General features: G+C 62.1%; 21 protein-coding genes and 1 pseudogene. 15 read left to right on the top strand and 7 right to left on the bottom strand.

Annotated features, from left to right (window positions below; all coding sequences use genetic code 11):
* Window positions 1-11 precede the first annotated feature (11 nt).
* The 3 genes from AWB80_RS26670 to AWB80_RS26680 all read right to left on the bottom strand — a co-directional run bounded on the left by AWB80_RS26670 (window position 12) and on the right by AWB80_RS26680 (window position 3,038).
* Window positions 12-728 carry an amino acid ABC transporter permease gene (locus tag AWB80_RS26670; RefSeq protein WP_061177669.1) on the bottom strand — a complete coding sequence of 239 codons (717 nt, stop codon included), beginning with the start codon at window positions 726-728 and terminating at the stop codon, window positions 12-14.
* Window positions 729-741: 13 nt separating this feature from the next.
* Entirely contained in the window at window positions 742-1,593 is an 852-nt protein-coding gene (locus AWB80_RS26675) for an ABC transporter substrate-binding protein (RefSeq protein WP_061177697.1), read from the bottom strand.
* A gap of 347 nt (window positions 1,594-1,940) precedes the next feature.
* The gene (locus AWB80_RS26680; RefSeq protein ID WP_061177670.1) at window positions 1,941-3,038 is read right to left on the bottom strand and encodes a hypothetical protein; all 1,098 of its coding nucleotides are present in this window, start codon (window positions 3,036-3,038) and stop codon (window positions 1,941-1,943) included.
* Window positions 3,039-3,899: 861 nt separating this feature from the next.
* On the opposite strand from AWB80_RS26680, the gene AWB80_RS26685 reads away from it, so the two are divergent.
* Together AWB80_RS26685 and AWB80_RS26690 are read left to right on the top strand one after the other, a co-directional pair.
* Window positions 3,900-4,133 carry a hypothetical protein gene (locus AWB80_RS26685; protein ID WP_061177671.1) on the top strand — a complete coding sequence of 78 codons (234 nt, stop codon included), beginning with the start codon at window positions 3,900-3,902 and terminating at the stop codon, window positions 4,131-4,133.
* A 567-nt stretch (window positions 4,134-4,700) separates the two neighbouring features.
* Complete coding sequence (locus AWB80_RS26690) at window positions 4,701-10,916, top strand: autotransporter outer membrane beta-barrel domain-containing protein (RefSeq protein ID WP_244206750.1); 6,216 nt, start codon at window positions 4,701-4,703, stop codon at window positions 10,914-10,916.
* A gap of 247 nt (window positions 10,917-11,163) precedes the next feature.
* Here the strand turns inward: AWB80_RS26690 and AWB80_RS26695 are convergent, their stop codons facing one another.
* Complete coding sequence (locus AWB80_RS26695; protein ID WP_061177672.1) at window positions 11,164-11,505, bottom strand: BON domain-containing protein; 342 nt, start codon at window positions 11,503-11,505, stop codon at window positions 11,164-11,166.
* A gap of 710 nt (window positions 11,506-12,215) precedes the next feature.
* Here AWB80_RS26695 and leuC point away from each other — a divergent pair.
* The 10 genes from leuC to AWB80_RS26745 all read left to right on the top strand — a co-directional run bounded on the left by leuC (window position 12,216) and on the right by AWB80_RS26745 (window position 21,802).
* On the top strand, window positions 12,216-13,646 hold the full coding sequence (leuC, locus tag AWB80_RS26700) for a 3-isopropylmalate dehydratase large subunit (protein ID WP_061177673.1): 1,431 nt from the start codon (window positions 12,216-12,218) through the stop codon (window positions 13,644-13,646).
* A gap of 1 nt (window position 13,647) precedes the next feature.
* A complete protein-coding gene (leuD, locus tag AWB80_RS26705) occupies window positions 13,648-14,244 on the top strand; it encodes a 3-isopropylmalate dehydratase small subunit (RefSeq protein WP_061177674.1) in 597 nt (198 codons plus the stop codon).
* A gap of 37 nt (window positions 14,245-14,281) precedes the next feature.
* Window positions 14,282-15,352: a 3-isopropylmalate dehydrogenase gene (leuB, locus tag AWB80_RS26710; protein WP_061177675.1), complete on the top strand. Its 1,071-nt coding sequence runs from the start codon at window positions 14,282-14,284 to the stop codon at window positions 15,350-15,352.
* Between the two features lie 109 nt (window positions 15,353-15,461).
* On the top strand, window positions 15,462-16,490 hold the full coding sequence (locus tag AWB80_RS26715) for an ABC transporter substrate-binding protein (protein ID WP_061177676.1): 1,029 nt from the start codon (window positions 15,462-15,464) through the stop codon (window positions 16,488-16,490).
* Window positions 16,487-17,341 carry an ABC transporter ATP-binding protein gene (locus AWB80_RS26720; RefSeq protein WP_061177677.1) on the top strand — a complete coding sequence of 285 codons (855 nt, stop codon included), beginning with the start codon at window positions 16,487-16,489 and terminating at the stop codon, window positions 17,339-17,341. The genes AWB80_RS26715 and AWB80_RS26720 overlap by 4 nt, the downstream gene beginning before the upstream one ends.
* On the top strand, window positions 17,322-18,128 hold the full coding sequence (locus AWB80_RS26725; protein ID WP_061177678.1) for an ABC transporter permease: 807 nt from the start codon (window positions 17,322-17,324) through the stop codon (window positions 18,126-18,128). The genes AWB80_RS26720 and AWB80_RS26725 overlap by 20 nt, the downstream gene beginning before the upstream one ends.
* Before the next feature lie 43 nt (window positions 18,129-18,171).
* A complete protein-coding gene (locus AWB80_RS26730) occupies window positions 18,172-18,927 on the top strand; it encodes an SDR family NAD(P)-dependent oxidoreductase (protein ID WP_061177679.1) in 756 nt (251 codons plus the stop codon).
* 15 nt (window positions 18,928-18,942) lie between these two features.
* Entirely contained in the window at window positions 18,943-19,785 is an 843-nt protein-coding gene (locus tag AWB80_RS26735) for a fumarylacetoacetate hydrolase family protein (RefSeq protein ID WP_061177680.1), read from the top strand.
* A 51-nt stretch (window positions 19,786-19,836) separates the two neighbouring features.
* A complete protein-coding gene (locus AWB80_RS26740; protein WP_061177681.1) occupies window positions 19,837-20,862 on the top strand; it encodes an ABC transporter substrate-binding protein in 1,026 nt (341 codons plus the stop codon).
* 16 nt (window positions 20,863-20,878) lie between these two features.
* Window positions 20,879-21,802, top strand: a complete 924-nt coding sequence (locus AWB80_RS26745) for an SMP-30/gluconolactonase/LRE family protein (protein ID WP_061177682.1) — start codon at window positions 20,879-20,881, stop codon at window positions 21,800-21,802.
* Here the strand turns inward: AWB80_RS26745 and AWB80_RS26750 are convergent.
* The 3 genes and pseudogenes from AWB80_RS26750 to AWB80_RS45610 all read right to left on the bottom strand — a co-directional run.
* The gene (locus AWB80_RS26750; protein ID WP_061177699.1) at window positions 21,793-22,701 is read right to left on the bottom strand and encodes a LysR substrate-binding domain-containing protein; all 909 of its coding nucleotides are present in this window, start codon (window positions 22,699-22,701) and stop codon (window positions 21,793-21,795) included. The genes AWB80_RS26745 and AWB80_RS26750 overlap by 10 nt on opposite strands.
* A gap of 270 nt (window positions 22,702-22,971) precedes the next feature.
* Complete coding sequence (locus tag AWB80_RS26755) at window positions 22,972-23,427, bottom strand: RidA family protein (RefSeq protein ID WP_061177683.1); 456 nt, start codon at window positions 23,425-23,427, stop codon at window positions 22,972-22,974.
* A gap of 39 nt (window positions 23,428-23,466) precedes the next feature.
* Window positions 23,467-23,550 (bottom strand): annotated as a pseudogene (locus AWB80_RS45610) (formaldehyde-activating enzyme); the annotation flags it as partial.
* A gap of 122 nt (window positions 23,551-23,672) precedes the next feature.
* Between AWB80_RS45610 and AWB80_RS26760 the strand changes: the two are divergent.
* From AWB80_RS26760 to bamE, 3 genes are read left to right on the top strand one after another with little or no spacing between them, the layout of a single operon-like run.
* Window positions 23,673-24,365, top strand: coding sequence for a 4'-phosphopantetheinyl transferase family protein (locus tag AWB80_RS26760; protein ID WP_087131627.1), 693 nt, complete (start codon window positions 23,673-23,675; stop codon window positions 24,363-24,365).
* A gap of 41 nt (window positions 24,366-24,406) precedes the next feature.
* Entirely contained in the window at window positions 24,407-25,174 is a 768-nt protein-coding gene (locus tag AWB80_RS26765; protein ID WP_061177685.1) for a phosphatase PAP2 family protein, read from the top strand.
* Window positions 25,175-25,233: 59 nt separating this feature from the next.
* Window positions 25,234-25,545 carry an outer membrane protein assembly factor BamE domain-containing protein gene (gene bamE / locus AWB80_RS26770; RefSeq protein ID WP_061177686.1) on the top strand — a complete coding sequence of 104 codons (312 nt, stop codon included), beginning with the start codon at window positions 25,234-25,236 and terminating at the stop codon, window positions 25,543-25,545.
* The last annotated feature ends 104 nt before the right edge of the window (window positions 25,546-25,649 follow it).

Here is a 25,649-nt window from a genome sequence, read left to right on the forward strand (position 1 = left end):
GACTCAATCCCTCATGCACGATTCGCACGACGCAGCGTGAATCCAACCCAACGCGCACCCGGCCTCACGATGAGCGGCGGATGAAACATGCGTGCGCCGAGTTGACTGGCGATCCACGACAACACATTGCTCAGCACCAGATACGCGACGAGCACGACCGCGAACGTCTGGACATACAAGAGCGTGCGCGAATTGATGACGGTTGCGGTGCCGGTGAGCTCGGGCAACGCAATGGCCGACAACAGCGAAGTACCGAGCAACAACTGAATCAGATAATTGACGATGGTCGGATACACCGCACGCGCTGCCTGCGGCAACACGATCTCTTTGAAAATCTGCCCGCGTTCCAGCCCAAGAATGCCGGCTGCTTCAATCTGTCCGCGTGGCACCGATTGCATGCCCGCGCGAAACACTTCCGACAGATACGCGCCCACGTTCACGCCCAGCGCGATGACACCGGCCCAATATGCATCGAGCGCAATGCCCATCGACGGCAAGCCGAAGAACACGATGAAAATCTGCAGCAACACTGGCGTATTGCGGATGGCTTCGACGTAAGCCCGCGCGATGAACCGCACGATGGCCGACGGCGACATGCCGGCAAGCGCCGCGATCAGACCGAGCGCGAGCGCCAGCACGAACGCCAGCATCGTAACCTGCAAGGTCAGCCAGCCCGCCTTCAGAAACTCGGGGACGTAGCCCCATAGAGTCAGCCATTGATAGCTCATCTGCGCCTCCGCTTCAGAACTGCGGATTGAGCGGATATCTCGGATCGACGCCGAACCACTTCTTGTACAACTGCGCGTTCAGTTTCGATGCATTGATGTTGAACAGGAACAGGTTCAGATAGTTGAGCCACGCCTGGTCACCCGCCTTCACACCGAACGCGTTGTACTCGAGCGGCACGAGTGCTTCGTTCGTTACGGCCAGTTCCGGATCGAGCTTCGCCTGATACGCAAGGAAGTTGTTGTCCTCGATCATCGCATCGGCCTGCCCCTGCTTGACGGCGAGGATGGCCGCCTGCGAACTGTCATATTCCTGAATCTTGACGGGGATGCCCATCGAGCGGACTTCGTCGCCGTTGGTCGAGCCTTTGACCGTGGCGATGGTGCGCCCGCTCATGTCCTTCGCCGACTGGATGCCGCTGCTCTTCTTCACGAGCATCGCTTCGCTGGCGACAACGTACGGCGACGTGAATTCGACGACCTTCGCGCGTTCGAGGTTGCGCGTGAAGTTGCAGAACACGACATCGACCTTGGCGGTCTGTAGATTCGGGATGCGGTTCGCGCTGGTCGTGTTCACGACCTCGAGCTTCACGCCCATTTGCTTGGCGAGCTCCTTGGCGAGGTCGACGTCGTAGCCGTCCGGATTGCCGTCTTTGTCGTAGAAGCCGAACGGCGCGAACGTGAGGCAGTCGCCGACGCGCAGCGTGCCGCGCTGAAGCACGGCCTGAAGCGTCGAGGCAGGCGCCGCTGCCGATGAACCCTGCTCGGGCGTCGCCACTTTGGTGCAGGCGGAAAGCGCGAGCAGTCCGCTCACGGCGGTTGCGGCAAACAGCAAGGCGGCTTTGGCGCCCTTGGTGGCGAGCTTCATGTTCAGATCCTGATCGAGGGGTTGGACTGAGAAACCGCTTCCGTCGAAGCACTGCATGGTCCGATATATCGGACAGTTATCTGGCGAGCCGGATTGTTGTCGAAGTGTTGGACGCTAAAAAGGGCTGTGCAAGCCGCCAGAACCCTTATTGCTTTCAGAATTTTGTTGGGCTAGCTAAAGGAGGAGCGTTCGCGTGTTCGTCCGCGAAGCGTAAGGAATTCTTGATCCCGTAATGGCGGGTGAAGAGCGGCCTGGAACGCTGCGCGCCGCTCCTCTGTTCGACAGATTGATTGCGTAAGCCGCTTGCAAGACCACCGTGCGCCATTTGCGCCGGTAGCGCTGTGTGGCTATCTGGGGTGGTTCGCGATGAAGTTCTTGACTGCCGTGTACGCAGCTTTCTTCGTCTTGCCGTCGCTTTGCACCATTCCGTAATTTCCTTCCTGAGAGTCGTACAGCTCGAAACCCTGGACGGACTGGACGTTGTACTTCGACGCCTGCGTGTAGTACTGCAGCATCATCAGGTTGCCGGTCAGGTAGGAGGCGATGGCGTCATTCGTGCCGTATTCGGGACGCACGCCGTACTCGTTGATCCAGACCGGTCTGCCGAACGAACTGATAATACCGAGGATGTCGTGGCATCCCGTGCCGCCGCAGGCATTCGTGATGTCTCCTTGGTCGGAGTACCAGTGCCATGCAGTGATGTCCCAGCTGACCGTCGGGTGACCGTGCGTCCCGTCGGGCTGCGAGCCGTCAAGGAGCATTTGAAAAAACGCGATGTGCTTCCACGTTCCATCGACGATGATCTTCGCCGAGCTGTCGACCGATTTCACACCTGCGATCATGCCGCGAATAACACCGCGCGCGATCATGAACGGCTGGTTACTGTACTGATACCACACGTTGCCGTCATAGTTTCCGGCCAGCGCGGCTGAGTCCAGTTCATTCGCGACTTCGTAGTACGCATATTTGTACGTCTGCGCCGTCTGCTGACCCATCGTGTAACCGGCGTTATAGGCTGCTTCCTCGGTATCGAAGCCCAGGCCGAGCAGCATCACCGGATACACCTGAACGCCGCCTGCCGCAAACTGCTTGGCAACGGTCGCGAGCACCTTGGCCGATGCCAGGCTGTACACGTCGTTGCGGAAAATCTTTACGCCGAGGTCTTGCAATTGCGACAGCTGCGTCGCGTAGGGCGTGTTGTCGTACGCGCCGCCGTTGGTGATGTGACCGTTCATGCCATAAAAGATCGAACCGGTGGTGGCTGCCTTTGCGGTCGCCTCGGGCGTAACGGCGGCCTTGACCGTCGCAGCATCAACGGTGCCTTCGCTTCCGCCGCCGCAAGCTGCGAGCATCAGGCTTGCGCCGACCGCAACTGTGACAGCCGAGAACTTGCCGAGAGAGAATTGACCGAACAAAAAATTGCTTATTTTCTTTTGAAATATCATGGTGATTAGTAATGCGAAATAAGTGCGTCATTCCGTTTCGACGCGGGCTTGTGACTATAGGGCTCCGATCCCGTCATCGGTTGTCGATGGGAATCAGAAAGCGAACCGATGAAAAAGCCGCCGCTGCCAGTCCGGAAATTCGCAAACGGACTGGACGCGACCGGTGTGGCCCGGCGCGAGTCCGCGCAGGATGCCGTGCAAGGGATCAGTGCACCGGCGCGCTCGCGCTCTAGTTCTCCGAAAGGTCGACAGACGGGACAAAGTTACCGTATTTGTCTAACCTTATAAGCGCTTTTACGGCAAAGCCTACGGAGTTCTTTAGCTGGGATGAGGCACTTTAGGAATGCACGCCCGTTTTGTGTGTATTGGCAAGTAATAGTTACCTAATGGGGGTTTTGGAAGCAGATGATTCCAGGACCGACAGCGAACTGGTCGATTAGCGGCGGAGCTAGTTCGAACCCGTACCCGTGGTCGCGCGCCTTTTTGCTTCTGGCGCTCTCAATACTCACGCCAGTACAGCGACGTAGACATTCGGAATCCTGATGAAAATCACCGTATGGAGTGGGTGACCTCACGACGAGCTCGAATTCCCCGAAGGGGCACTCGGGTTCGTACCGACGAACGATTCCATCGTCACATTCTCGGTATTTTTCCGATAACGCGAGGTATGCTGCGATTGGGGTGATTATCAAGCGCCGTTTCATGACGAAGAAAATGAGAACAAATATGAAAGGAGTCAGCTTCCCCACAGGAGAACGCGTGCTGGGAGGTTATTTGCTTAGCGTCACGGTCGGAGTAGCTTTCTAAATATTGGTTTTCCTCGTGACCTTCTCGCCTCGAGGACATGGCGCCATACAGGCCATGGTCATGACGGTAATGGCGTTTGCAATGACGTGGCTGACGGGCGTGATCGTTGCAGCTCTGCCTTGCGCACTTCTCGCGTTGTTAGCGCGCCAGCGCGCAGTCAGGAACCTGCATTTCTACCTGATTGCGGGTGTCGGCGTCGGCATGAAGCAGGTAGGGGCAGGCTTTGCCATCGCGGGCGGCCTCGCTGGTTTGAAGTTCTGGAAGCGGGCCGGCCAGCACTATCACTAGGGCCGAGTTTCGCTTTGTTCGGGCGCTCTAACGCCGTGAATTGAACGAAGCCCGGCTAGCGGTACCTGCTGTTCCATCCTACTAATCGATTTCTAATTCACCACGAGCACTATCCAGACTAAGCGCAAGTGATTGAGGTTTTTTCAAATGCGCATTGGGTGCCTCGGCCTGATGTCTTCTCATCGATATTTACCGAATTTGAGAATGCGGGTCAGCTCATTTCCGACAGCCCGTATTAAGTTAGAAAGCCTCTGCCCGCACATTTTGACGAAATTTAAAGATTAATCACACTGCACGCGACTCAATTTCGTAGGGGTCACTTGCCAGTGCCGACTTCCGGTCATTCGTAGCGTCCAGAAATCGGACTTTATCCGATCGCTATGGATCGCTAGCAAAACCAGTCTCTGCGCGACTCGCAGACAAATTCGATGTCTTTTTTAAAAAAAGACTGCAACCAGTTTGGGGAAGATCGTGTACATATTCAAGCGTTCATCGAATTGTGAGTCCGCGCGGACAGCGACGTCGGCGCTTTTTGTAGACGATGGCTGCGGAACCAAACGTCGGACGGTGGTAGCGTTGGCCTCGGCCGTGGCGTCGCTTGCTACGCTGCTGGTTCCGGTCGCGGCACGCGCCCAGTGCAACAGCAGCGCCAACCCCGCGCCGCCTGCTGCGCCGGCACAGACCAACTTCTCCAATCAGTCGTTTGGCGCAGCGCCGCTGCCCCAGTATTACCTGAACGCCTCGGGGCAAAGGGGATGCAAAGGCGCTGACGACGGCTCTTGGAACGGAGATGGCCAGGATGGCTTCGCTGGTCAGTCGGGTGGTTCCTTTAACAGCGTCAACAGCGGAATTGCGGTGAAGGGGGGCTTCGCGCCGACCATCATCAGCCCCACGATGGGAGCGGGATGGTCCGTCAACGGTGGTGACGGCGGTGCCGGCGGACAGGGCGGGTATGACGACAATGGCTCCGCCCACACGGGAGACGGCGGAGCGGGTGGCAATGGCGGCGCGGTCTCCGTGCAGTTCAGCGGCACGGTTGGTCCCGACTCGAAAGGTGTCCTACCGGAAGTCGCGCTCGGCGTGGAAGCAATTGGTGGTACCGGCGGAGCGGGTGCCGTGTCCAACGCCCAGGGCAGACAGCCGCTCTATGGCGGCAACGGGGGAGCAGGGGGGCGGGGTGGTCAGGCAGCGCTCAACGCCTCAGGCAATATTCAGTTCTATGGTGTCGGCCTTCGAGCGTCCGCCCTGGGCGGGGCCGGCGGGGAAGGTGGTGACTCGCCCACTCCGGGTGATCTTCTCGTGGAAGGCCATGGAGGCAAGGGCGGCGATGGCGGAGCCGGCGGTACCGCGACACTTGCATATCAGAATGGCAGTCTGACCGCCAGCACCCCTATAGGCCAGATCTTTCCGATGCAGGCTGACGCCGATGGCGGTAAGGGCGGCAACGCTGGTGGCGCGTTCGGTGGAAGCGGCAGTTTTGGCGGGACCGGCGGCAACGGAGGAATCGGCGGCACAGCCAGCGCGGAACTCGGCAGCGGCGGCCAGATCGTTTTCTCCGATCAGATGCAACCGGTGAACAGTCGGAATCAGCCGGGCAGCGGCGTAACCGCCACGGCGAATGGCGGAGCGGGCGGGGAAGGTGGCACTGCCATCGACGGCAACATCCGCAATGAGGGTGGTGCGGGCGGCAACGGCGGGAATGCGGGCAGCGCGGACGCCACCGTCCTTGGCTCCATCGATTACACCGCGAATGTTCCGGCAGGGCAGTCTGCTGCCGGGTTGATCGGGGGCGAGGGGGTGCTGGTGCAGGCCAATGGAGGCGCCGGCGGCGTCGGTGACGGCGCCCAGGGCACTACCGTGGGTGAAGGCGGCAATGGTGGTAAGGCAGGCGCCGGCGGGAGCGCTTCGCTGGCCCTTGGAGACGCGACGAACACGGCGACAATCAAAACGAACGGCCCATATACGCATGGCGCCCTGGTGCAGAGTATCGGCGGCGGCGGGGGCAATGGCGGTAGTGTCAGCTTCGTGCTGTCCGGCACGGGCGGGGCAGGTGCCGCGGGCGGCGATGGCGGTGCAGTCACGGTGAACTCGGACCACGCCTTTGTCACGACCGGCAGCGCATCGGGCGAAGGCAGCATCCCGCTGATCGCCCAGAGCATCGGCGGTGGCGGCGGAAGCGGCGGCGACGCCAGCGGCGTCACCGTTGGTGCGGGTTTCGAGATCGGCGGCAACGGCGGCCAGGGCGGCAACGGCGGCGCGGTGAAACTCATGCTGGGCCAGAACAGCGTATTTGGCAGCCTCGACCCGAGCGGTGGCGCCGGGATACTCGCGCAAAGCATCGGCGGCTCCGGCGGCAACGCCGGCAGCGCGACGTCGACAGGCGGCGGGCTGATCACCATGGTGATCGGCGGGGATGCCCACGGTGGCGGCTCGGGTGGCCAGGTCACTGTCGACAACGGCGCACTCGTCACGACTCACGGCGACCACGCGGCCGGTATCAAGGCCCAGTCGATCGGCGGCGGCGGCGGCAATGGCGGCAACGCTACAGCGTTCACGGTCGGCGGCCCCCTGTCGAGCTCGGTTGCCATTGGCGGACAAGGCGGCGGAGGCGGCGCGGCTGGCGCGGTTTCGCTGACCAACACGGGGCAGGTTGTTACATATGGTTCGGATGCCGAAGGTGTCGTGCTGCAAAGCATCGGCGGCGGCGGCGGCTCCGGCGGCAGCGCCACGGCGCGTGCCGTTGCCGCATCGGGCAGCCCCAACATTCCTGCAATCAGTGTCAGCGTCGCGATCGGCGGCGCTGGCGGGACCGGCAACACCGGCGGCAATGTCGCGCTCGATAACTCCGGTCTGATCACCACAGCGGGCGACAGCGCGACGGGCGTTTTCGCGCAATCCGTCGGTGGCGGCGGTGGTACGGGCGGCGACGCAACCGCCGCGTCCTACTCCGCGTCGCCTGCCAAAGGTGCGGCCCTGTCGGTCTCCGTGGCTCTCGGCGGCAGCGGCGGCACGGGCGGCACGGGCGGCGCCGTCAAGCTGGAAAACTCCGGGGTGATCGCCACGCTGGGCCAGGACGCCCACGGCGTGTTCGCACAGTCAATCGGCGGTGGCGGCGGCAATGGTGGCACGGGCGATGCCTCCGCAACGGCGGCTAACGCCAAAGCCAGCTTCAGCGCGTCAATCGCGGTGGGTGGAACGGGTGGAACGGGGGGGACGGGCGGCACGGTCGGCCTGACCAACGACGGTTCGATCGCGACTCGCGGCGACGGCGCCGATGCCGTGTTCGCCCAGAGCGTGGGCGGCGGCGGCGGCGCAGGCGGCGGTGGTACTGCTGCGGCCAGCGGCGGCAAGGATGCTATCGCCGTGGGTGTCGGCGGCAAGGGTGGTGTCGGCGGCGACGGCAACTCGGTGACGACGACGAACAATGGCAACATCGTCACCCGCGGCGCGGCCTCGACCGGCATCTTCGCGCAAAGCGTCGGCGGCGGCGGGGGCAAAGGCGGCAAGGGCGCGGCGGCCGCGGGCGGCAGCGGCGGCCTCGACACGATCTCCAACGCCCAGACCCTGTTTGGCATTCTGGGTCAGGGCCTCGGCCTCAACCAGGATGTGCAGAACCTGGGCAACAACATCCTGCAGGTCGGAGTGGTCGGCGAAAAAATCAAGGCGACTTATGGCGATCTGGAGAAGCTCCTCACGCAGCCGGATGGGGTATCGAAAGTTCTGGGCGCCGTGTCACAGATCAGCGTTGGCGTGTCGGTCGGCGGCAGCGGCGGCGCGGGTGGCCAGGGCGGCGCGGTGAACACCAGCAACACCGGCGCGATCGGCACCTATGGCGCGCAATCCCACGGCATCTTCGCGCAGAGCGTTGGCGGCGGCGGCGGCAGCGGTGGCGCGGCGAGTTCGGTCGGCAAGTCGAACAATGATTCGAAAGTGCAGGCCGCGGTCGCGGTGGGCGGCAGCGGCGGCGCGGCCGGCTCTGGCGGTGCGGTGAGTGTCGTGCAGAATGCGAATGGCACAGTCGAGACGCAGGGGGTGGAAGCGTTTGGCGTGTACGCGCAGAGCGTAGGCGGCGGTGGCGGCAACGGCGCGATGTCGGGGGCGATCAGCGGTTCGCTGAAAAGCCTGTCGGTCGCCGTGGGCGGCAATGGCGGAAGCGCCGGGAATGGCGGCACCGTGAGCGTCAACAACAACGGCACGGTCACGACACTTGGCAAACACGGCGTCGGCATCTTCGCGCAAAGCATCGGCGGCGGCGGCGGCGTCGTGACGACCGCGAGCAGCGATGAGACGTTCGATCCCTCCAAAATCATCGTGAATCCTCAGGGACGGCTCGCCGACGTCTACGGGGTGACATTGAGCTTCGGCGGTCAGAACGGCAGTTCGGGAAAGGGCGGCGACGTCACTGTCAACACGGAAGGCAACGTGACGACGAGCGGACTCGACGCGCACGGTATCGTCGCGCAGTCGATCGGCGGCGGGGGCGGGTTCGTGGTGGGCGGACAGATCGCGAACACGAACTCCGGCGCCGGTAGCGCGAAGGGCGATGGCGGCAACGTTCTTGTCGTCGACACCAATAACACTGTCGCCACCAGCGGTGACGGTGCGTATGGGATCGTCGCACAATCGGTCGGCGGTGGCGGAGGCTTTGCCGGCGACCCGTCCGCCCCACAGGGCTACGGTGGCGCCACGAACGGCGCGGTATTTGCCAACAGCGGCAATGGCGGCACCGTCAACGTCATCGTGGCAAACGGCGGGAAGGTCGCGACGACCGGCCGGTACGCGCCAGCGATCTTCGCGCAATCGATCGGCGGCGGCGGTGGTCTGGTGGTCTCCAACTTCAACGCAGTCAACTTGCCGAATGTGATGGGAGAGGGCAGCGCGGGTGGCGCGGGCGCGGGCGGCCCGGTCTTCGTCAACGTCAGGAATAACGACACGGTCATGGCGACGGGCGTCGGCTCCGCCGGCATCCTGGCGCAGAGCGACGGCCAGACAGCCGGGCGCATCTCGATCAACCTGGCGCCCGGCTCGAAAGTCATGGGCGGCACGACCGATCCCAATTTCCCGACGGGCAAGATAGTGGGGCAGGACCCGGAGTATCGCGATGCTGCCGCAATCCGTCTGCTTGGGGGCAATAACAACGTCGTCACCAACCAGGGCACCATCCAGACCTTAGGCAAATACGCGATCCTGGCGTACCCCACGGTGTACGGGGGCGGGCCCGTCGGCACCACGGTCAACAACTCCGGCACTATCACCGGCGACATCGACGTTGGTAGCGCCAGCAGTGTCGTCAACAATCTGGCCGGCGGCGTGATTGCCACACCCGACACGCTGAACGTGGGAGGCGGCACGGTGAACAACGCAGGCACGCTCAAAGTCGGCGGCGCCGGGTCGACCGGCAAGCCGGTGCTCACCGGCAATCTCGTGCAGAGCCCGACTGGCGCGCTGAACGTCCAGATCGATCCGGCCAACAAACGATCGGATATGCTCAACATCACGGGTACCGCCTCGCTTGCGGGCAAGGTGCAGGTCGACCCGGTGACTTATCTGAAGAGTACGAGCACCGTGCTGACGGCGGCCGGCGGAATCCAGCCCGCTGCGACGCTCGCGGGTACCTCGACGCCGGTCTACCGCTTCACGCCAGTGATGCAGGGCAACACCGTCGCGATCAAGACCGATGCGGATTTCGTGGGCGCGAGCAATGGTACTTCGGCCACACAGCAGAGCGTCGCAGCCAACCTGGACCGGCTGTGGAACAGTGCCGATCCCGCCTTTGCACCCATCTTCGGAGCCTTCGGTAGCGTCGGTAGCACGCAGGGCTATGCGCAGACGCTGACCGCCGTCTCCGGCCAGGAACTGCTCGGCATCGCAGCGGCGCGCTACCAGGCGAGCCAGGCGTTCGCCCGCTCCGTCTTCAGTTGCCCGGTGTTCGCCGATGACGACACCACCGTGAGAAAGCAGGGTTCCTGCGTGTGGTTCCGCGCCTCGGGCATGTGGGAAAATCGCAGCGCCGACGCGTCCTTCCCGGGCTTCGGCTGGCAAGGTACGACGATGAAGGTCGGCGGTCAGCTCGAACTGCAGCCCGGCTGGTTCCTCGGTGGCGCCATTGGCTACGAGACCGACCGCTTCACCGGCAACGACAACCTGACGAGCGCCAACGGCAATGCGCTTCTTGGAGTCGTCGCGCTGAAGCACGAGGTTGGGCCGTGGACTTTCACCGGTGCGGCGGACGCCAGCTACGGCTGGATGAACAGCTCGCGCGTCATCCCGACCGCCAATGCGGTGGCGACCGCCTCGCCCGATTCATTCACGCTCGGAATGCACTTGCGCGCGGCCTACCAGATCCCGTTCGACCGCTTCTACCTGGAGCCGGCGCTCGACGCCGATCTGAACGATGTCAATCTCCCAGGCTACACGGAGAGCGGTGCGGGTGCACTGAACCTGAAGGTGAAGAACGCGAACAGCGTCATTGCGACCGGCACGCCGAATCTGCGAATCGGGACGCGTGCGCAGATCGGGTCAGCGACAGTCGACGCCTATGTCGGCGCCGGAGTCAGCTTCATTGCAGGCAATACCTACACGACCAATGCGTCCTTTGCCGCTGCCCCGGATTACGGCAGCTTCACCAATACGCTCAGCAATGCACACGTCGCAGGCAAGTTCTCCGCCGGGGTGGAGGTGTATACGGCCAAGCGCCTCGATGTGCGTCTGGAATACGACGGGGTCGTTGCCGCGCACGAGGTTGAGAATGGCGGTCAGGTCCGGCTTAAGTACAGATTCTGACAACGTCGATTCGAACGGCGCCAGCGGCAAATGAGCTGACGCCGACGGACTGGCGGCGCACGCAGGTGGAAGTGCAGCAGGCTATCGCGGGCTTGGCTGGCGCGCGATAGTCATCGGATTGCATACGCTTCACTACCGCGTTCAGGCGGAAAACTGCATCGCGAGTTCTTCCTTCTTGATGCTGGCAAAGCCTGCGCCGTTCACGAAGCGGTAATGTGCGTGCGATAAGCTGGCGTTGAAGCCGGTTTCAATGCCCGGCTTCGTCCAGCGTCAGATTGTTGGTTACCGACGACACGCCGGGTACGCCTTCGGCTATCTTCCCCGCGAGATCTATCTGCTTCTGATCGGGCGCCATCCCGACCAGCGTAACCTTGCCGCTGCGAGCGACAGCGTGAATATCGGCCGACTCCAAACCCTTTTGCTTGTACAGCGTGGTCTGAACCTGCTTCGCGAGTTGCCGGTTTGCTGCTCTGCCGGATGATTTCGAAGAAGTCGCTGCGCCTGTCTCTTGCGCATTAACCACGGGCACGGTCGCGATCATCGCGCCGATGGAAATTGCCGCGGCAAGGAAGATGTTCGTGGATTTCATTTCTTTTCCTCAGGTGAAAATAGTAAGACTGGAGGAGAAACGCAAAGAACACCGGTCAACCGCGCGTACGAGAAAAAATGCGCAAACCGGCAGTCGTGACCTGCGGCACTGCATCTACATTGTAAGCATGGAGCCGTTATGTTTGCGGCGTCAAAATTTCCTTTACTGCTCAGTTCGTAACGCAATCATCCGCGTTACGCCATGCTAATCAGAAAAAAGTGCGCGGAGACAAAGTCGTGCGCGTCGAGACAGTAAAAGGGCGAACGAGCCCGGTTTTTTTTCGCCAGCTTGCGCATCCGCGACTCGATGCACGATAGACCGTTCGAGCTCGTCCGGACGGTCGCGTCCCGAATGATTCATTTGAAAATACTCGGCCAACGACTTCTCCCGATGAACCGGCGCAATGCCGATTCCTGTACCCCATCAGTCGATGTAGCCGTTCATCGAGTCGCACCCAGCCAGGCACGACACTACCCGACGAGGTGTCATTGATCGCATTCGATTCGAATCGCGAGCCGAGCGGCCTCGACGATCCGAGCGGCTCAAAATCACCGGCGGGGGTGTTGCTTCGTCATCGCGTTTGACGATGGTGCCTTTCCCAAAGAGCAGGTACAGCGCCGCCCGTCTGGCGCATGATGCTCGCACAACATTGACTCGCCGAACGAAGGCGTGCCTTCCCGAACGGCGCATTGACGGAGTGAGACGAAGCGATGCAACTCGAACAAGGGGTGGGTGATCCACAGACTCTTTACGACAAGATCTGGAAAAGTCACCGGGTGATGTCGCGCAACGACGGGCAGGACCTGCTGTACATCGACCGGCATTTCATTCATGACGTCACCGCGCAATCCTTCGATCTGTTGCGCCAGCGCGGGATCAAGCCACGCTCGCCCGAGCGAATCTTCGGTACGGCGGACCACTACGTTTCCAGCGCAGCAAACGACATGTCGGCGGTGACCGACCCCGAGCGGCGCGCCATGATCGAGGCCCTGCAGCGTGACGCAGCCGAGTCGAGCATCACCTTGTTCGACATGGACGATTCGCGTCGCGGCATCGTCCATGTAGTCGGGCCCGAGCAGGGTTTGAGTTTGCCCGGCATGACCGTCGTCTGTGCCGACAGTCACACTTCGACACACGGTGCAATGGGCGCGCTCGCGTTCGGTATCGGCGCAACCGAGGTGGCTCATGTGCTCGCCACGCAATGCCTGTGGCAACGCAAGTCGAGCAACATGCGCGTCACTCTCGATGGCACGCCGGGCCCGGGTGTCACCGCCAAAGATCTGATCCTCGCCGTGATCGCGCGAATCGGCGTGGCTGGCGCTGCGGGCCACGTCATCGAGTACGCAGGCTCCGCCATCGCGGGTCTCTCGATGGAAGGGCGGTTGACGCTGTGCAACATGACCATCGAGGCCGGTGGCCGCGCCGGCATGATCGCGCCAGACGACACCACTTTCGCGTATCTGGCGCGGCGTCCCTACGCTCCCAAGGGCGAGCGGTGGGATCGCGCGATGGCGCACTGGCGCAAGTTGTTCACGGACGCCGACGCGACCTTCGACCGGGAGGTGCGTATCGATGTTGCCGGGATCGCCCCGATGGTGACCTGGGGCACGACACCGGAGTACGCCTGCGCCATCGACCGGCGCGTCCCCGATCCCGCGTTGCAGGCGGACCCCGATCTGCGCGCCGCGATGTCGAGGGCGCTCGACTACATGGGTTTGGCCCCGAACGAGGCGCTGGAAGGCGTGGCGATCGACCGGGTGTTCATCGGTTCGTGCACGAACGGGCGCATCGAGGATATGCGCAGCGCGGCCGAGGTCGCGCGGGGCCGCCATATCGCATCTGGCGTCGAGGCATGGGTGGTGCCGGGCTCGCATGAGGTACGAGCGCAGGCTGAGGCCGAAGGACTGGACCGCGTATTCAAGGAAGCCGGTTTCCAGTGGCGTTTCCCAGGCTGCTCGATGTGCCTTGCAACCAACGGCGATATCGCCGCGCCTGGACAGCGTTGCGCCTCCACATCCAATCGCAATTTCGTGGGCCGTCAAGGGCCGGGCGTGCGTACGCATCTGATGAGTCCGGCCATGGCGGCTGCCGCTGCCGTGACAGGGCGCCTGATCGATGTGCGCCGCCTCCTGGGAGCATGAGATGGAAAGCCTGACTCACCTCGACGCAGTCGCAGCCCCGATCGTCGTCATCAATTGCGATACCGATCAGATTCTGCCGGCGCGCTTCCTGCAAAAACCCCGCTCCGACGATTTCGGTCAGTTCCTTTTTCGTGCGCTGCGCTTTGGCGCAGACGGCGCCGAAAAGCCTGAGTTCGTGCTTAACCAGGTGCCGTATCGCGACTCGCGCATCGTGGTGGCGAACCACAACTTCGGGTGCGGCTCTTCGCGTGAGCACGCTGTCTGGGCGCTGTACGACTACGGAATCCGGGCGGTGATTGCCCCGAGCTTCGGCGATATCTTCTTCATCAACTGCCTGAAGAACGGGCTGCTTCCCATCGTGCTGCCGGAGACCGTGGTTCTTCCGCTTCTGGAAAGTTTGACCAGCGAGGCGGGTAGCCGAATCTCCGTCGATGTGCCTGCCCAGACTGTGACATTACCCGACGGCACCTCGCATGCGTTCGAGATGGAGCCCTTCGCCAAGGAGTGCCTGCTGCGTGGCATGGACGAGATCGATTACACGCTTTCGCATCGAGACCGCATTGATGCATTCGAGCGCAACCGTGCCGACGCATATTGAGGCGCGCGCTTTCTAAAACGACCCTGGAGGAGTTCAGATGAAGATTGCAGTCATGCCCGGTGATGGTATCGGTCCGGAAGTAGTGGCACAGGCTCTCAAAGTGCTGCAAGTCGTGGCACCTCAAGCCGAGACTCAAGAGGCGCACATCGGCGAGGCCGGAATCCAGGCGCACGGCGTGCCGCTTCCGGCGCCTACGCTTGACGTGGCGCGCAAGGCCGACGCCATCCTGTTTGGTGCGGTAGGCGTAGCTGACGAGGCAGAGATTCCCCGCGAGCGTCGACCCGGAACGGGTCTGTTGCAACTGCGCGAAGCGCTCACGCTGTACGCAAACTTCCGTCCGGCCTATATGTTCCCGGAATTGATTGGCGCTTCGACTCTGCGGCCGGAAGTCGTTGACGGACTGGACATCGTCATCGTTCGTGAGCTGAACGGCGATGCCTATTTCGGTCAGCCGCGCGGCTTTGAAACCAACGCAGCAGGGCAGCGCGTGGGCTTCAACACGATGCGTTATTCCGAGTCAGAGGTTGAACGCGTCGCGCACGCGGCGTTTCGAGCGGCGCGTCGCCGTCACCACAAGCTGTGCTCGGTGGACAAGGCCAACGTGCTGGAAGCGAGTCAGTTGTGGCGCGAAACGGTCACGCGCGTGGGGCGAGACTACCCGGACGTCGAACTGAGCCATCTCTTCGTGGACGCCGCTGCCATGATGCTGATGCGCCGGCCCAAGCAGTTCGATGTGATCGTTACGGGCAATCTGTTCGGCGATATTCTGTCGGACGCCGCGGCCATGTTGACTGGATCGATCGGCATGCTGCCCTCGGCTTCGCTAGGGTACGACCGCAAAGGGCTGTACGAGCCGGTGCATGGCTCGGCACCGGATATCGCGGGCAAGGACATCGCTAATCCGCTTGCCGCCATCTTGTCGCTCGCGATGATGTTGCGCGAAAGCTTCGAGATGGAGGACGCTGCGGGCCGCGTCGAACGGGCAGTGCGAACCGTGCTGTCCGCCGGCTACCGCACCGCCGACATCTACCAGGAAGGCACCCGAAGCGTCGGCACCCGTGACATGGGTGACGCAGTGGTCGAAGCCCTGCGCAAAGAAGTCGTTTAGGGCGGATCGCGCCTTGGGTCGGCTGGCATCTCGGCGTCCCGATCACGAAGTGCCAGTCCGTCCAAGGCAGTTGTTCGCACCAACATCCCTAGAAAGGGAGGAGACAACCATGAAGCTGAAACTCGCTGTTGCAATGTGCGCAGCCTTGGAACTCGTTTGCGCATCAGCCACGGCAGTGGCGAAGGACACGCCGGAGAAGCCCGAATTGCACATTGCAGCGGCGTCGACTGGCATCACATACCTGCCCATGCTCGTTGCCAAGCAGCGCGGTTATTTCAAGGACGAAGGGCTGGACGTAACCATCGCCGCATTTTCCGGTGGCTCAAAGACTCTGGAGGCCTTGTTAGGCGGCAGCTCCGATATGGTGGCGGGCGCCTATTCGAACACGATCACCATGGCGACGAAGGGTCAACACCTCGTCGTGGTGGCCGCACAAGTGATTTGCCCGGGCTGGATCTTTGGCGTTTCTCAGAAACACGAGACAGACGTCAAGTCGCCCAAGGATTTGAAGGGCATGCGAATCGGCGTGAGCGCGCCAGGCTCCAGCACGCACATGGCGGTCAACTATATCCTGCACAAGGCGGGCCTGCAGCCTTCGGACGTATCGATCATTGGCGTGGGGCAGGCGGCCGGTGCCGTTGCAGCGGTGCGTGCCGGGCAGATCGATGCGCTCATCGTCAATGATCCAAGTGCCACGATTCTGACGAAGGATGGTAGCCTGAGACCGCTCGAGAACATGCGTACGGCGGACGGCAACGTGAAGGTGTTCGGCTCGGACTATCCCGAGTCGAGCGTATTCGCGACGCAGGACTTCATCGAAAAGAATCCCAAGACAGTCCAGGCAGTCGCCAATGCTATCGTGCGCGCGGAAAAGTGGATAGCCAAGGCCACGCCGCAACAAGTTGCGGACAACGTGCCGCCACAGTTTTTGGGGGATAACAAGGCGCTCTATGCCGAGGCCTTCACGAACAGCCGCCGCTGCATTGCGCAGAACGGAGAGATCACCCCCAAAGGCGCACAGACGGTGCATGAGGTGCTTGCGGCCTTCGACCCTGCGGTAGCATCGGCCAAGATTGACCTCGCCACGACCTATGACAATCGATTCGTCAGAAAGGCGGCGGCGGAGGTCCAGCCATGAGCACCGCAGCCTATAGCGTCCCAGTCGACCGCCAACAAGCCGAAGTGCGTGAAGCGTTACGTTTCGACAACGTGACCTGCACGTTCGCCGGCAATGGCAAGCGCGCTCAGACCTACACCGCAGTTTCCGGCGGAACTTTGACGATAAGGGACGGAGAGTTCGTCTCGATTGTCGGCCCCACTGGTTGCGGTAAGTCGACACTGCTGAACGTGGCCGCCGGCCTGACCCGGCCTTCGTCGGGTAGCCTGAGCGTGTTCGGCAAGAAACTAACCCATGGTCTGAACACACAGGCTGCCTACCTGTTCCAGGTGGATGCGCTCATGCCATGGAAGACAGCCGAAGAGAACATTGCTATCGGCCTGATTTTTCGCGGAATGCCGCGCGAAGAAGCGCTGGGTGTCGCCCGTGGATGGCTTGAGCGAGTGGGGCTGCAAGGGCATGGGAAGAAATACCCGCATCAGATGTCTGGCGGCATGCGCAAGCGGGCCGGTCTCGCGCAAGCCCTGGCGCTCAATCCCCGCATCATCCTGATGGACGAACCGTTCAGCGCGCTCGATATCCAGACCCGCCACCTCATGGAAAACGAGCTGTTGCGACTGTGGTCGAACGACCGCAAGTCCGTGATGTTCGTGACTCACGATTTAGAAGAGGCTATCTCGCTTTCCGACCGGGTCATCGTGCTGTCGGCGGGACCCGGGACGCGACCGATCGCCGAGTTCGAGATCGATCTCGAGCGGCCGCGCGAAATGTCGGAGATCCGGATGACGCAGCGTTTCCTTCAACTGCACACCCAAATCTGGGACGTGCTTCGAGGCGAGGTCCTGAAAAGCTATGCGCGCAATCGAGTTTAGTCCAAACAATAGTTTCACTGTTCTGGTGACGCGGCTGGCAATTTTGTTCGGTGTCCTGTTCCTTTGGTGGCTCGGCACCTACCAGAAGTGGCTCTCTCCGTTCTTCTTTGGAGATCCGATAGGTGTGGCTCGTCGCATTGTCGAATGGTTCGTCACGGGCTCGGTCTTTCGCCATTTGTATACGACCCTGGTCGAGACCCTGCTTGCGTTCGCAATTGGTACGGTTCTTGGGTTGGGATGTGGCCTTTGGCTTGCACTCAGCCCGTTCCTCGCGGTCGTATTCGATCCGTTTATCAAAGCAATGAACTCGATGCCGCGATTGATCTTTGCGCCCATTTTCGCGCTCTGGTTCGGACTGGGCATCTGGTCGAAAGTCGCTTTGGGCGTGACGCTCGTCTTCTTCGTGGTCTTCTTCAACGTGTTTCAAGGCGTCCGTGAAGTGAGCCCGACAGTGCTGTCCAACACGCGGATGCTCGGCGCCAACTCGCGTCAGCTGATGAGGCACGTGTATTTGCCGTCGGCGACGAGCTGGGTGTTTTCGAGCCTGCATAACGCAATCGGCATCGCCTTCGTCGGCAGCGTGGTGGGCGAGTATCTAGGCTCGGAGAAAGGCGTTGGCTACCTGATTTTGCTGGCTGAAGGCGTGTTCGATATCAACTCGGTCATCGCGGGGATCCTGGTGCTGACCGTGTTCGCTCTCGTGCTCGATACAGCCGTATCGATGATCGAAGACTACCTGCTGCGCTGGCGCCCCGTGGCCGGGCAGACCGTTGCCGCCAGCGCCTGAGCGCGAGTACATGGCATGGGTGATTCAACCGTGAGGAACTAAATTGCAGACGAACAAAATCAATCTGACGGACCGCGTCGCCGTCGTGACTGGCGGCGCGCAAGGCATCGGTCTGGAAGTCGGCCGGCGGCTGCTCGAATCAGGTGCCCGGCTAGTCGTCTGGGACGTCAATCCTGCCGGCATCGAGCAGGCCCGTGCCCAATTGAGCGAGCACGACGTTCACTTCGAGCGCGTCGATATTGCCGACTACGCGAGCGTGCAAGCGGCTGTGGCGGGCACTTTGAAATCGATGGGGCGTATCGAAATCCTGGTCAACAACGCGGCGATCGTTGGCCCGAATGCGCCACTGATCGATTATCCGATCGATATCTGGAAGCAGGTGATGGATATCGACGTGAATGGCACCTTTCACTGCTGCCGTGCCGTGGTCCCGGAAATGGTCCGCCAGAACTATGGCCGCATCGTCAATCTTGCCTCGGTCGCTGGCAAAGAAGGTAACCCGAATGCGGCGGCCTACAGCTCGGCCAAGGCTGCGGTCATCGCCATGACCAAGTCACTGGGAAAGGAGCTGGCGCGTCACGACATTGCGGTCAATTGCGTGACCCCTGCCGTCGCGCGCACACCTGGCGCGATGGAGCAGGCGCCCGAGCATATCGAGTACATGTTGGGCAAGATTCCGCGCGGCCGATTCCTCGAACTCAATGAGGCCGCCGCCATGATTGCCTGGCTCGCCAGCGAAGAAAACTCCTTCACCACCGGAGCGGTTTTCGACCTCTCTGGCGGACGCGCCACCTATTGAAGCGAGCATACCTATATGAAGCTGTTGCGCTACGGTTCACCGGGCCAGGAGAAGCCGGGCCTACTCGATGCCGAGGGAAATATCCGGGACTTGTCGAAGCATGTTGCCGACATTGCCGGCGACGCTCTGGTCCCGGATAGCCTCGCACGCCTGAAGGCGCTGGATGCCGCGTCGTTACCGCGCGTGGGAGGCAGTCCGCGCCTGGGCTCCTGCGTGGGTGGCACCCGCAAGTTTATCTGCATTGGCTTGAATTACTCTGACCACGCAGCGGAAACCGGTGCCACGGTCCCGCCGGAGCCCATCATCTTCATGAAGGCTACGAGCGCGATCGTGGGTCCGAACGACTCGATCGAGATTCCGCGCGACTCGCTCAAGACCGACTGGGAAGTGGAATTGGGCGTGGTTATCGGAAAGACAGCCAAGTACGTCAGCGAAGCCGATGCCATGAACCATGTTGCGGGCTATTGCGTCATCAACGATGTGTCCGAGCGCGCGTTCCAGGCCGAGCGTCAGGGCCAATGGACCAAGGGCAAGTCGGCGGATACGTTCGGTCCGACCGGGCCCTGGCTCGTTACCGCAGACGAGGTTCCCGACCCGCAGACGCTGCCGATGTGGCTGGAAGTCAACGGGCATCGCTATCAGAACGGCAGTACGGTCACCATGGTGTATGGCGTGCGCTACCTGGTGTCATACCTGTCGCAGTTCATGTCATTGCAGCCGGGCGACATTATTTCCACGGGCACTCCGCCCGGCGTCGGCCTGGGGCAAAAACCTCCGGTCTACCTGAAGCCGGGCGATATCGTGACGCTGGGCATCGAGGGCCTCGGGCAGCAGCGGCAGAACGTCGTGCAGGGTTGAACGCTTCACGACACGGTCGCGCAAGAGACATTTCAACGGAGACAAACCATCGTGGCAGCGCTTTGGCGTCAAGTTTCTATCGCATTGGCAACCTTCGCCGCCGTCTCGAATGCGTCGGCCGCCAGCGGCGCGCCTGTGCCGGAAAAGCCCAAGCTTCATCTGGCGGCGGCGGGTGTCGGTTTTCCTTACCTGCCGTTCGTCATTGCAGACAGTCGGGGATACTTCAAACAGGCCGGGTTGGATGTCGAGATCGGCGTGTTCAGCGGAGGCGCCAAGGCACTCCAGGCAATGATGGGCGGCAGCGCCGACATCGTGGCGGGTGCCTATTCCAACACGATAACCATGGCCGCCAAAGGGCAGAAGCTGGTCTCGTTCGTGACCTTGGCGTCGTGTCCCGGCTGGGTATTTGGTGCGACCCGCGCGAGCCACGCCAAGGTCAAGACTTATGCGGACCTCAAGGGCATGCGCATCGGCGTGAGCTCGCCCGGATCGAGTTTTCACATGGGCGTGAACTATCTGCTGAGCAAGTCTGGCGTAAAGCCCAGCGACGTGTCCATCATAGGTGTGGGCTCATCTGCCGGCGCGATCGCCGCAGCACGCAGTGGTCAGATCGACGCGTTGATGAGCAACGACCCGGTCGCCACCGTTCTGCAGGACAGCGGCGATTTGTTTCCGTTGGCCGTGATGCGAGACCCGGCCGGTACGCGCGCGACACTGGGCGGCGACTATCCGGAAGCTGCCATCTACACAAGCAAAGACTTTCTCGTCAAGTATCCGAACACCGTGCAAGCGGTAACGAATGCGATCCTCGAGGCTGAGCGCTGGATGGCGCACGCAACGCCTGAGCAGGTCGCCGCCGCCGTGCCGCCGCAATATGCGCTAGCCGAGAAGGATGTCTTCGCTCGTGCCTACGCCAACATGCAAAGCTGCATTTCACGCGATGGCCTGATGACGGACGCTGCCGCGCATACCGTACACGATGTTTTAACCGCATTCGATCCCGAGATTGGCAAAGCCTCGATCGACCTGAAGGCCACATACGACAACCATTTCGTCGAGAATGCGGACAAGCGCTGAACTGAGGAGAATAAACATGGAGAGCGACGTCCGCATCCTGGCGGAAGGCTTGATGTTCCCCGAGGGACCGGTCGCGATGTCTGATGGCTCGATCGTGCTGGTCGAAATCGAGCGTGAGACCATCAGTCGCGTATCCGTGGACGGTACGGTGAGCGTCCTTGCGGAAATAGGCGGAGGGCCGAACGGTCTGGCTTTAGGCCCGGATGGTGCCTTCTACATCTGCAACAACGGGGGGTTCCTTTTCCGTACCGTTGCCGGACTCAATCGCACTCGACCCGGTATTCATCCAAGCTATACGAGTGGCCGCATCGAACGGTTCGACCCGCGTACGGGTACGCTGACGACGCTCTACGACCGTTGTGGCGATCATCCGCTGTGCGGCCCTAACGACATCGTCTTCGATCACGAAGGCGGCTTTTATTTCACCGATTTTGGCAAGAACCGTCTGCGCGATCGCGATCACGCCGGTCTCTATTACGGTCGAGCCGACGGGTCGATGATTGTCGAAGTCGCTTATCCGCTTACCACAGCGAACGGTGTCGGGTTGTCGCCGGACGACCGCGTCGTCTATGTGGCTGAGACTGAGACGGCGCGCTTATGGGCTTTCGATCTGGAGGCGCCTGGCAGGGCACGCAAGCATCCTTATCCCTCCCCGCACGGCGGGCGTCTCGTGTGCGGGCTTCCGGGTTACCAGCGATTCGATAGTCTGGCAGTGGACGTGCAAGGAAATATCTGCGTGGCCACGTTGGTCACCGGCTGTATTACCGTGGTCGCGCCGTCTGGCGAGGTGATGCGGCAAGTCACGGTGCCGGACGGCATGGTGACGAACATCTGCTTCGGCGGCGCCGATATGAAGACAGCATTTGTCACGATGTCCGGCACCGGACGTCTGGGTGCGTTGTCCTGGCCGCAAGCGGGGTTGAAGCTCGCCTATTCGTGACTGGCTTGCTGCTGTGCACTTGCAAGCAGATGCGTGAGAAAGAGCTGGACGGGCGCGGGGAGCGACTCCGCCTCGCGCACGCAGATTTTCCAATGCCGCTCGGCCCAAGGTTCGTCCAGCAATACGGCGACCAGGGGAGCAGAGCTGACGTACCGTTCGGCATGATGCTCGGGCACCAGCCCGACACCGAGCCGCGCCTCGACCATGCTGCGTACCGGCTCGAAACCATTGACCCGGATGGAAAGCTTGAGCGGGTGGTCAAGGTCTGCCGCCGCGCGCAACACCAGCGAATTCAGATAGCTGCCTTCCTGAGGCCCTACGAGCGGATACTCGGCCACCTCGCGAAACCTCACTCGGCCAGCACGGCTGAGTGGATGATCGGGCGGCATGATGACGACTAGCCGGTCGCTGCGGTAGGGATAGACCTGCAGCCCAGCGGTGACCGTGGTGCCGCCGAACACGCCGATATCCGCGGTGTTTTCGGCCACGGCGCGAACGACCGCGGGGCTCAGGCTCTCTTGCAGGTCGATGCGCAGACCGGGATGTCCGTCCAGAAACACGCGGATATCCTTGGCAATGTACTGCACGATGGTCGAGAGGCTGGCGTGTAGCCGGATCTGACCGCGCACGCCCTCGGCGTGATCGAGCAGCTCGCTCTCCATATATTGAATGTCGCGCAGAAGCGTGCGGGCGTGTTGCAGCAGTGCTGCCGCCGCGACTGTCAGTTCCAGGCCCTTGTTGCTGCGCACAAACAGAGCGGTCTTGAGGAGGTCCTCAAGCTGTGACATGCGCTTGCTGAGAGCCGAAGGAGCGATATTCTCGAATTCTGCTGCCCGCGTGATGCTGCCGTGCTCACAGACGGCGATAAACAGCTTCAGCGATTGTAGGTCGAAACGCAACTGAGTCTCCTGAGCGCGGTCTTCTCGCCGCGACGCTTTCATGTGAAGCGAGAATAGTCACGGAGTCAGTGGCAAGTCAACCGGCGCAGAGTGCGCACGCTAGAGCTTCTTCGCCATCCGCAATTCGATGAATCCCGACCGTCGCTCCACGCCGGACGACTGAAGCGGCTGAACCGACCTTGAACGGGACTACCGATGCGCGGCAGAGATGTGGGCGCGCATCGGCGCCCGCCTCGCGCGGCGCGGGTTATCGCGTGAATCGGCCCATCTTCATCGCTTCAATTCGAAGATGCTGTCGATCTCAACCGGGATGCCCATCGGCAACGTATGCACGCCCAGCGCGCTTCGAGCCGGAAGCTTGTCCTGCCCGAACAATGTCAGCAAGAGGTCACTGGCGCCATTGGCTACTTGCGGGTGCTGGATGAACGACTGTTCGGCACGTACATAGACTGTCAGTCGGCTGCATCTCTCGACGTTGTCGAGCCCGCATGCCTGATCGACGCAAGCCAAGATCATGAGCATCGTCAGACGTGCCGCGTGCTGCGCCTTTTCCAGAGACATATCCCCGCCGACTATTCCGACGATCGGCTTGCCATCCTCGAAGGGTCCCAGACCGGAGACATAGAGTTGACTGCCCGAAATGGAGACCGTTCGATAGGAGCCGAGCGGGTTGATGGGCGGCGGCAATTTGAGGCCCGCTTGTGCAAGGCGTTCAGATACGTTCATGTTCGGCTCAGAATGACTTGAAGACACAATAGATTACAACTTCGGCACCTCTCGCACGTTGATGCGGGCGAGATTCACGCCCGGCCCTTCGAAGCCTTCGCCGATGAAGAGATTCTTTTCCATCGATTCTCCTCAAAAATGCAGCCAGCTAAGCGTCCCATAAGGTACGAATGCCGAGAATACGAGTTCATCCCTGAATGCGGAGCATTCCGGCGCCTGCCCGCGCCGCCCCCTCCGCCGTGCGAATGTCCGCCACTCACCGCCCACCCTTGCCGCGCATCACCGACGCCCCGTGGCGCTACTACGATCTCGCCAAATCCCGCGTGCAGATCCACGAACCGCCCGCGCCCGGCGAGGTCTGTCTCTGGCTCGTGCCGTCGGAGTTCCGCTTCGCGTCGGCCTCGAATATCGGCAACTGGCTCAGCCCGGCGGAGCGCAAACGCGCGCGGCTGCATCCGAATTCCGCGCTGGGCCGGCGCTTCGGCGTCGCGCGCGCGACGCTGCGCCTCGTGCTCTCGCACATGCTGAATTGCGAGCCGCACGAGGTGAGCGTGGACGATCAACCCGACGAACGCATTGTCGTCACGCATCCGCTTGTCGAGGGCGCGCTTCATGTCGATGTCGCGTATTCGGGCATCTGGATCGTGATCGCGGTGGCATCGGCGAGAATAGGGCTCGGCGTGACCGTCGAAACGGCGGGCGCCCACGACGCGGCCGCCAGACAGGACATGTGGGACGAGGCAGCGCGCATCGGCAGAACGCGCGCGCAACGCGGCCAGGCGCAAGGACGCGCCGCCCCGCCGCACTGGCACGCCCTTACACTACCGATGCCCGGCGGAATCTGCGGCGTGCTGGTCGTGGACAAACCCGTCGCGCGCGTGCAGGCATTCGGCTGGGAACGACCGCTCGAAACCGAGGACAGCGCGATAGCGTCCTGAGTTCGCGCGAACGCCGGCCCATTCGGGAGCAACAGGACATCATGGAATACACGGCGCTCGCGCAACGCCATGCGGCCGCGATCATCGCGATCATGCTTTTCGTCGTTCCCTCGATCGCGGCGTGTGCCTGGGCCTGGGCCGCGCGCGTGCGGCGGACCCCGGTTTCATCGACCGCGGTGGCGCTCGCGGCGTGCGTGCCGGTCGCGATCGGCGCGGGCGTGTTCATCGCAATTGCGATGCGCATCGCGCACGGCACGGCGTTTTCATCGGCGGATCAGCGCGTGCTCGACGCCGTGCGCGACGGCACGCCCGCGCTCGCCGCGCGGTGGCTGGCCGGCCTCACGCATCTCGGCGATCCGTGGTTCCTCACGCTGCTGTGCGCGCTCATGTGCGCGGCGCTCATCCTGACGCGCCGCTTCGGCCTCGCCGTGTACCTCGCGGCGGTCACGAGCGCGGGCGGCCTGCTCAACCAGGCCCTCAAGGCGATGATGCGCCGCGACCGCCCCACCGGCTCCACAGTGCCGCTGCCCGAAAGCTTCGCGTTTCCGAGCGGCCATACGTTCGGGTCGATCGTCTGCTACGGCATGTGCGCCTACGTGCTGCTCAGGCTCGCGCCGACGCGCCGGGACCCGCTCATCGTCGCGCTGGCGTGCTTCATCGTGCTGGCGATCGGGACGAGCCGCATCGTGATCGGCGTGCATTTTCCCGGCGATGTGATCGGCGGATTCGCGTCGGGCGGCGCGTGGCTGGCGGCGTGCATCGGCGTCGCGGAACTGGCGCGACGGCGCTCGCGCGCACTTTCAGACTAGGTCGATTGCCCCGCGCGTCCGATGCCGATAGTTTCAGTCCTTTTGCGAAGGCTGAAGCGATGCTCAAATCGAAAGCGTGTCTGGTGATGGCCCTGATCGGCCTGAACGGGTGTTCGGCCTTCATCCCGGAACCCGATCCGACGGAATACATGAGCCGCGTGAAGATCGGCATGACGCGGGCGGATGTCGAAGATCATCTCGGGCCGCCCGATGGCAACTGGGGGCCGTGGCATTCGCAGTGCACCGAATACGCCTTCAAGAAGCATGGCGTCGACCGGTATTCGGTTTATTACAACAATCAGAACCGCGTGGTCTTCACGGAACACGCCTCATGCAACGTCGCGCGGGCCAGGGAAGTCGGCCTGCGCTGAGCGCCAGAAACGAAAAACCCCACGCGAGTGAACTGACCCCACGAAGTTGGACGGTTAAATTCTAGCGGGTAGCCGAGGCCTGAGTTCTGTATTGCACGGGACTC

Source organism: Caballeronia pedi (assembly GCF_001544915.2).
GTDB lineage: Bacteria > Pseudomonadota > Gammaproteobacteria > Burkholderiales > Burkholderiaceae > Caballeronia > Caballeronia pedi.

Excerpts from the sequence above, each read along its gene's own strand:
- AWB80_RS26715 (WP_061177676.1), top strand. The coding sequence starts at position 15,462 with ATGAAGCTGAAACTCGCTGTTGCAATGTGCGCAGCCTTGGAACTCGTT.
- AWB80_RS26720 (WP_061177677.1), top strand. The coding sequence starts at position 16,487 with ATGAGCACCGCAGCCTATAGCGTCCCAGTCGACCGCCAACAAGCCGAA.
- AWB80_RS26685 (WP_061177671.1), top strand. The coding sequence starts at position 3,900 with ATGGTCATGACGGTAATGGCGTTTGCAATGACGTGGCTGACGGGCGTG.
- AWB80_RS26765 (WP_061177685.1), top strand. The coding sequence starts at position 24,407 with ATGGAATACACGGCGCTCGCGCAACGCCATGCGGCCGCGATCATCGCG.
- AWB80_RS26675 (WP_061177697.1), bottom strand. The coding sequence starts at position 1,593 with ATGAAGCTCGCCACCAAGGGCGCCAAAGCCGCCTTGCTGTTTGCCGCA.
- AWB80_RS26735 (WP_061177680.1), top strand. The coding sequence starts at position 18,943 with ATGAAGCTGTTGCGCTACGGTTCACCGGGCCAGGAGAAGCCGGGCCTA.
- AWB80_RS26695 (WP_061177672.1), bottom strand. The coding sequence starts at position 11,505 with ATGAAATCCACGAACATCTTCCTTGCCGCGGCAATTTCCATCGGCGCG.
- leuD (WP_061177674.1), top strand. The coding sequence starts at position 13,648 with ATGGAAAGCCTGACTCACCTCGACGCAGTCGCAGCCCCGATCGTCGTC.
- AWB80_RS26680 (WP_061177670.1), bottom strand. The coding sequence starts at position 3,038 with ATGATATTTCAAAAGAAAATAAGCAATTTTTTGTTCGGTCAATTCTCT.
- leuC (WP_061177673.1), top strand. The coding sequence starts at position 12,216 with ATGCAACTCGAACAAGGGGTGGGTGATCCACAGACTCTTTACGACAAG.
- AWB80_RS26760 (WP_087131627.1), top strand. The coding sequence starts at position 23,673 with ATGTCCGCCACTCACCGCCCACCCTTGCCGCGCATCACCGACGCCCCG.
- bamE (WP_061177686.1), top strand. The coding sequence starts at position 25,234 with ATGCTCAAATCGAAAGCGTGTCTGGTGATGGCCCTGATCGGCCTGAAC.
- AWB80_RS26745 (WP_061177682.1), top strand. The coding sequence starts at position 20,879 with ATGGAGAGCGACGTCCGCATCCTGGCGGAAGGCTTGATGTTCCCCGAG.
- AWB80_RS26725 (WP_061177678.1), top strand. The coding sequence starts at position 17,322 with ATGCGCGCAATCGAGTTTAGTCCAAACAATAGTTTCACTGTTCTGGTG.
- leuB (WP_061177675.1), top strand. The coding sequence starts at position 14,282 with ATGAAGATTGCAGTCATGCCCGGTGATGGTATCGGTCCGGAAGTAGTG.
- AWB80_RS26755 (WP_061177683.1), bottom strand. The coding sequence starts at position 23,427 with ATGAACGTATCTGAACGCCTTGCACAAGCGGGCCTCAAATTGCCGCCG.
- AWB80_RS26670 (WP_061177669.1), bottom strand. The coding sequence starts at position 728 with ATGAGCTATCAATGGCTGACTCTATGGGGCTACGTCCCCGAGTTTCTG.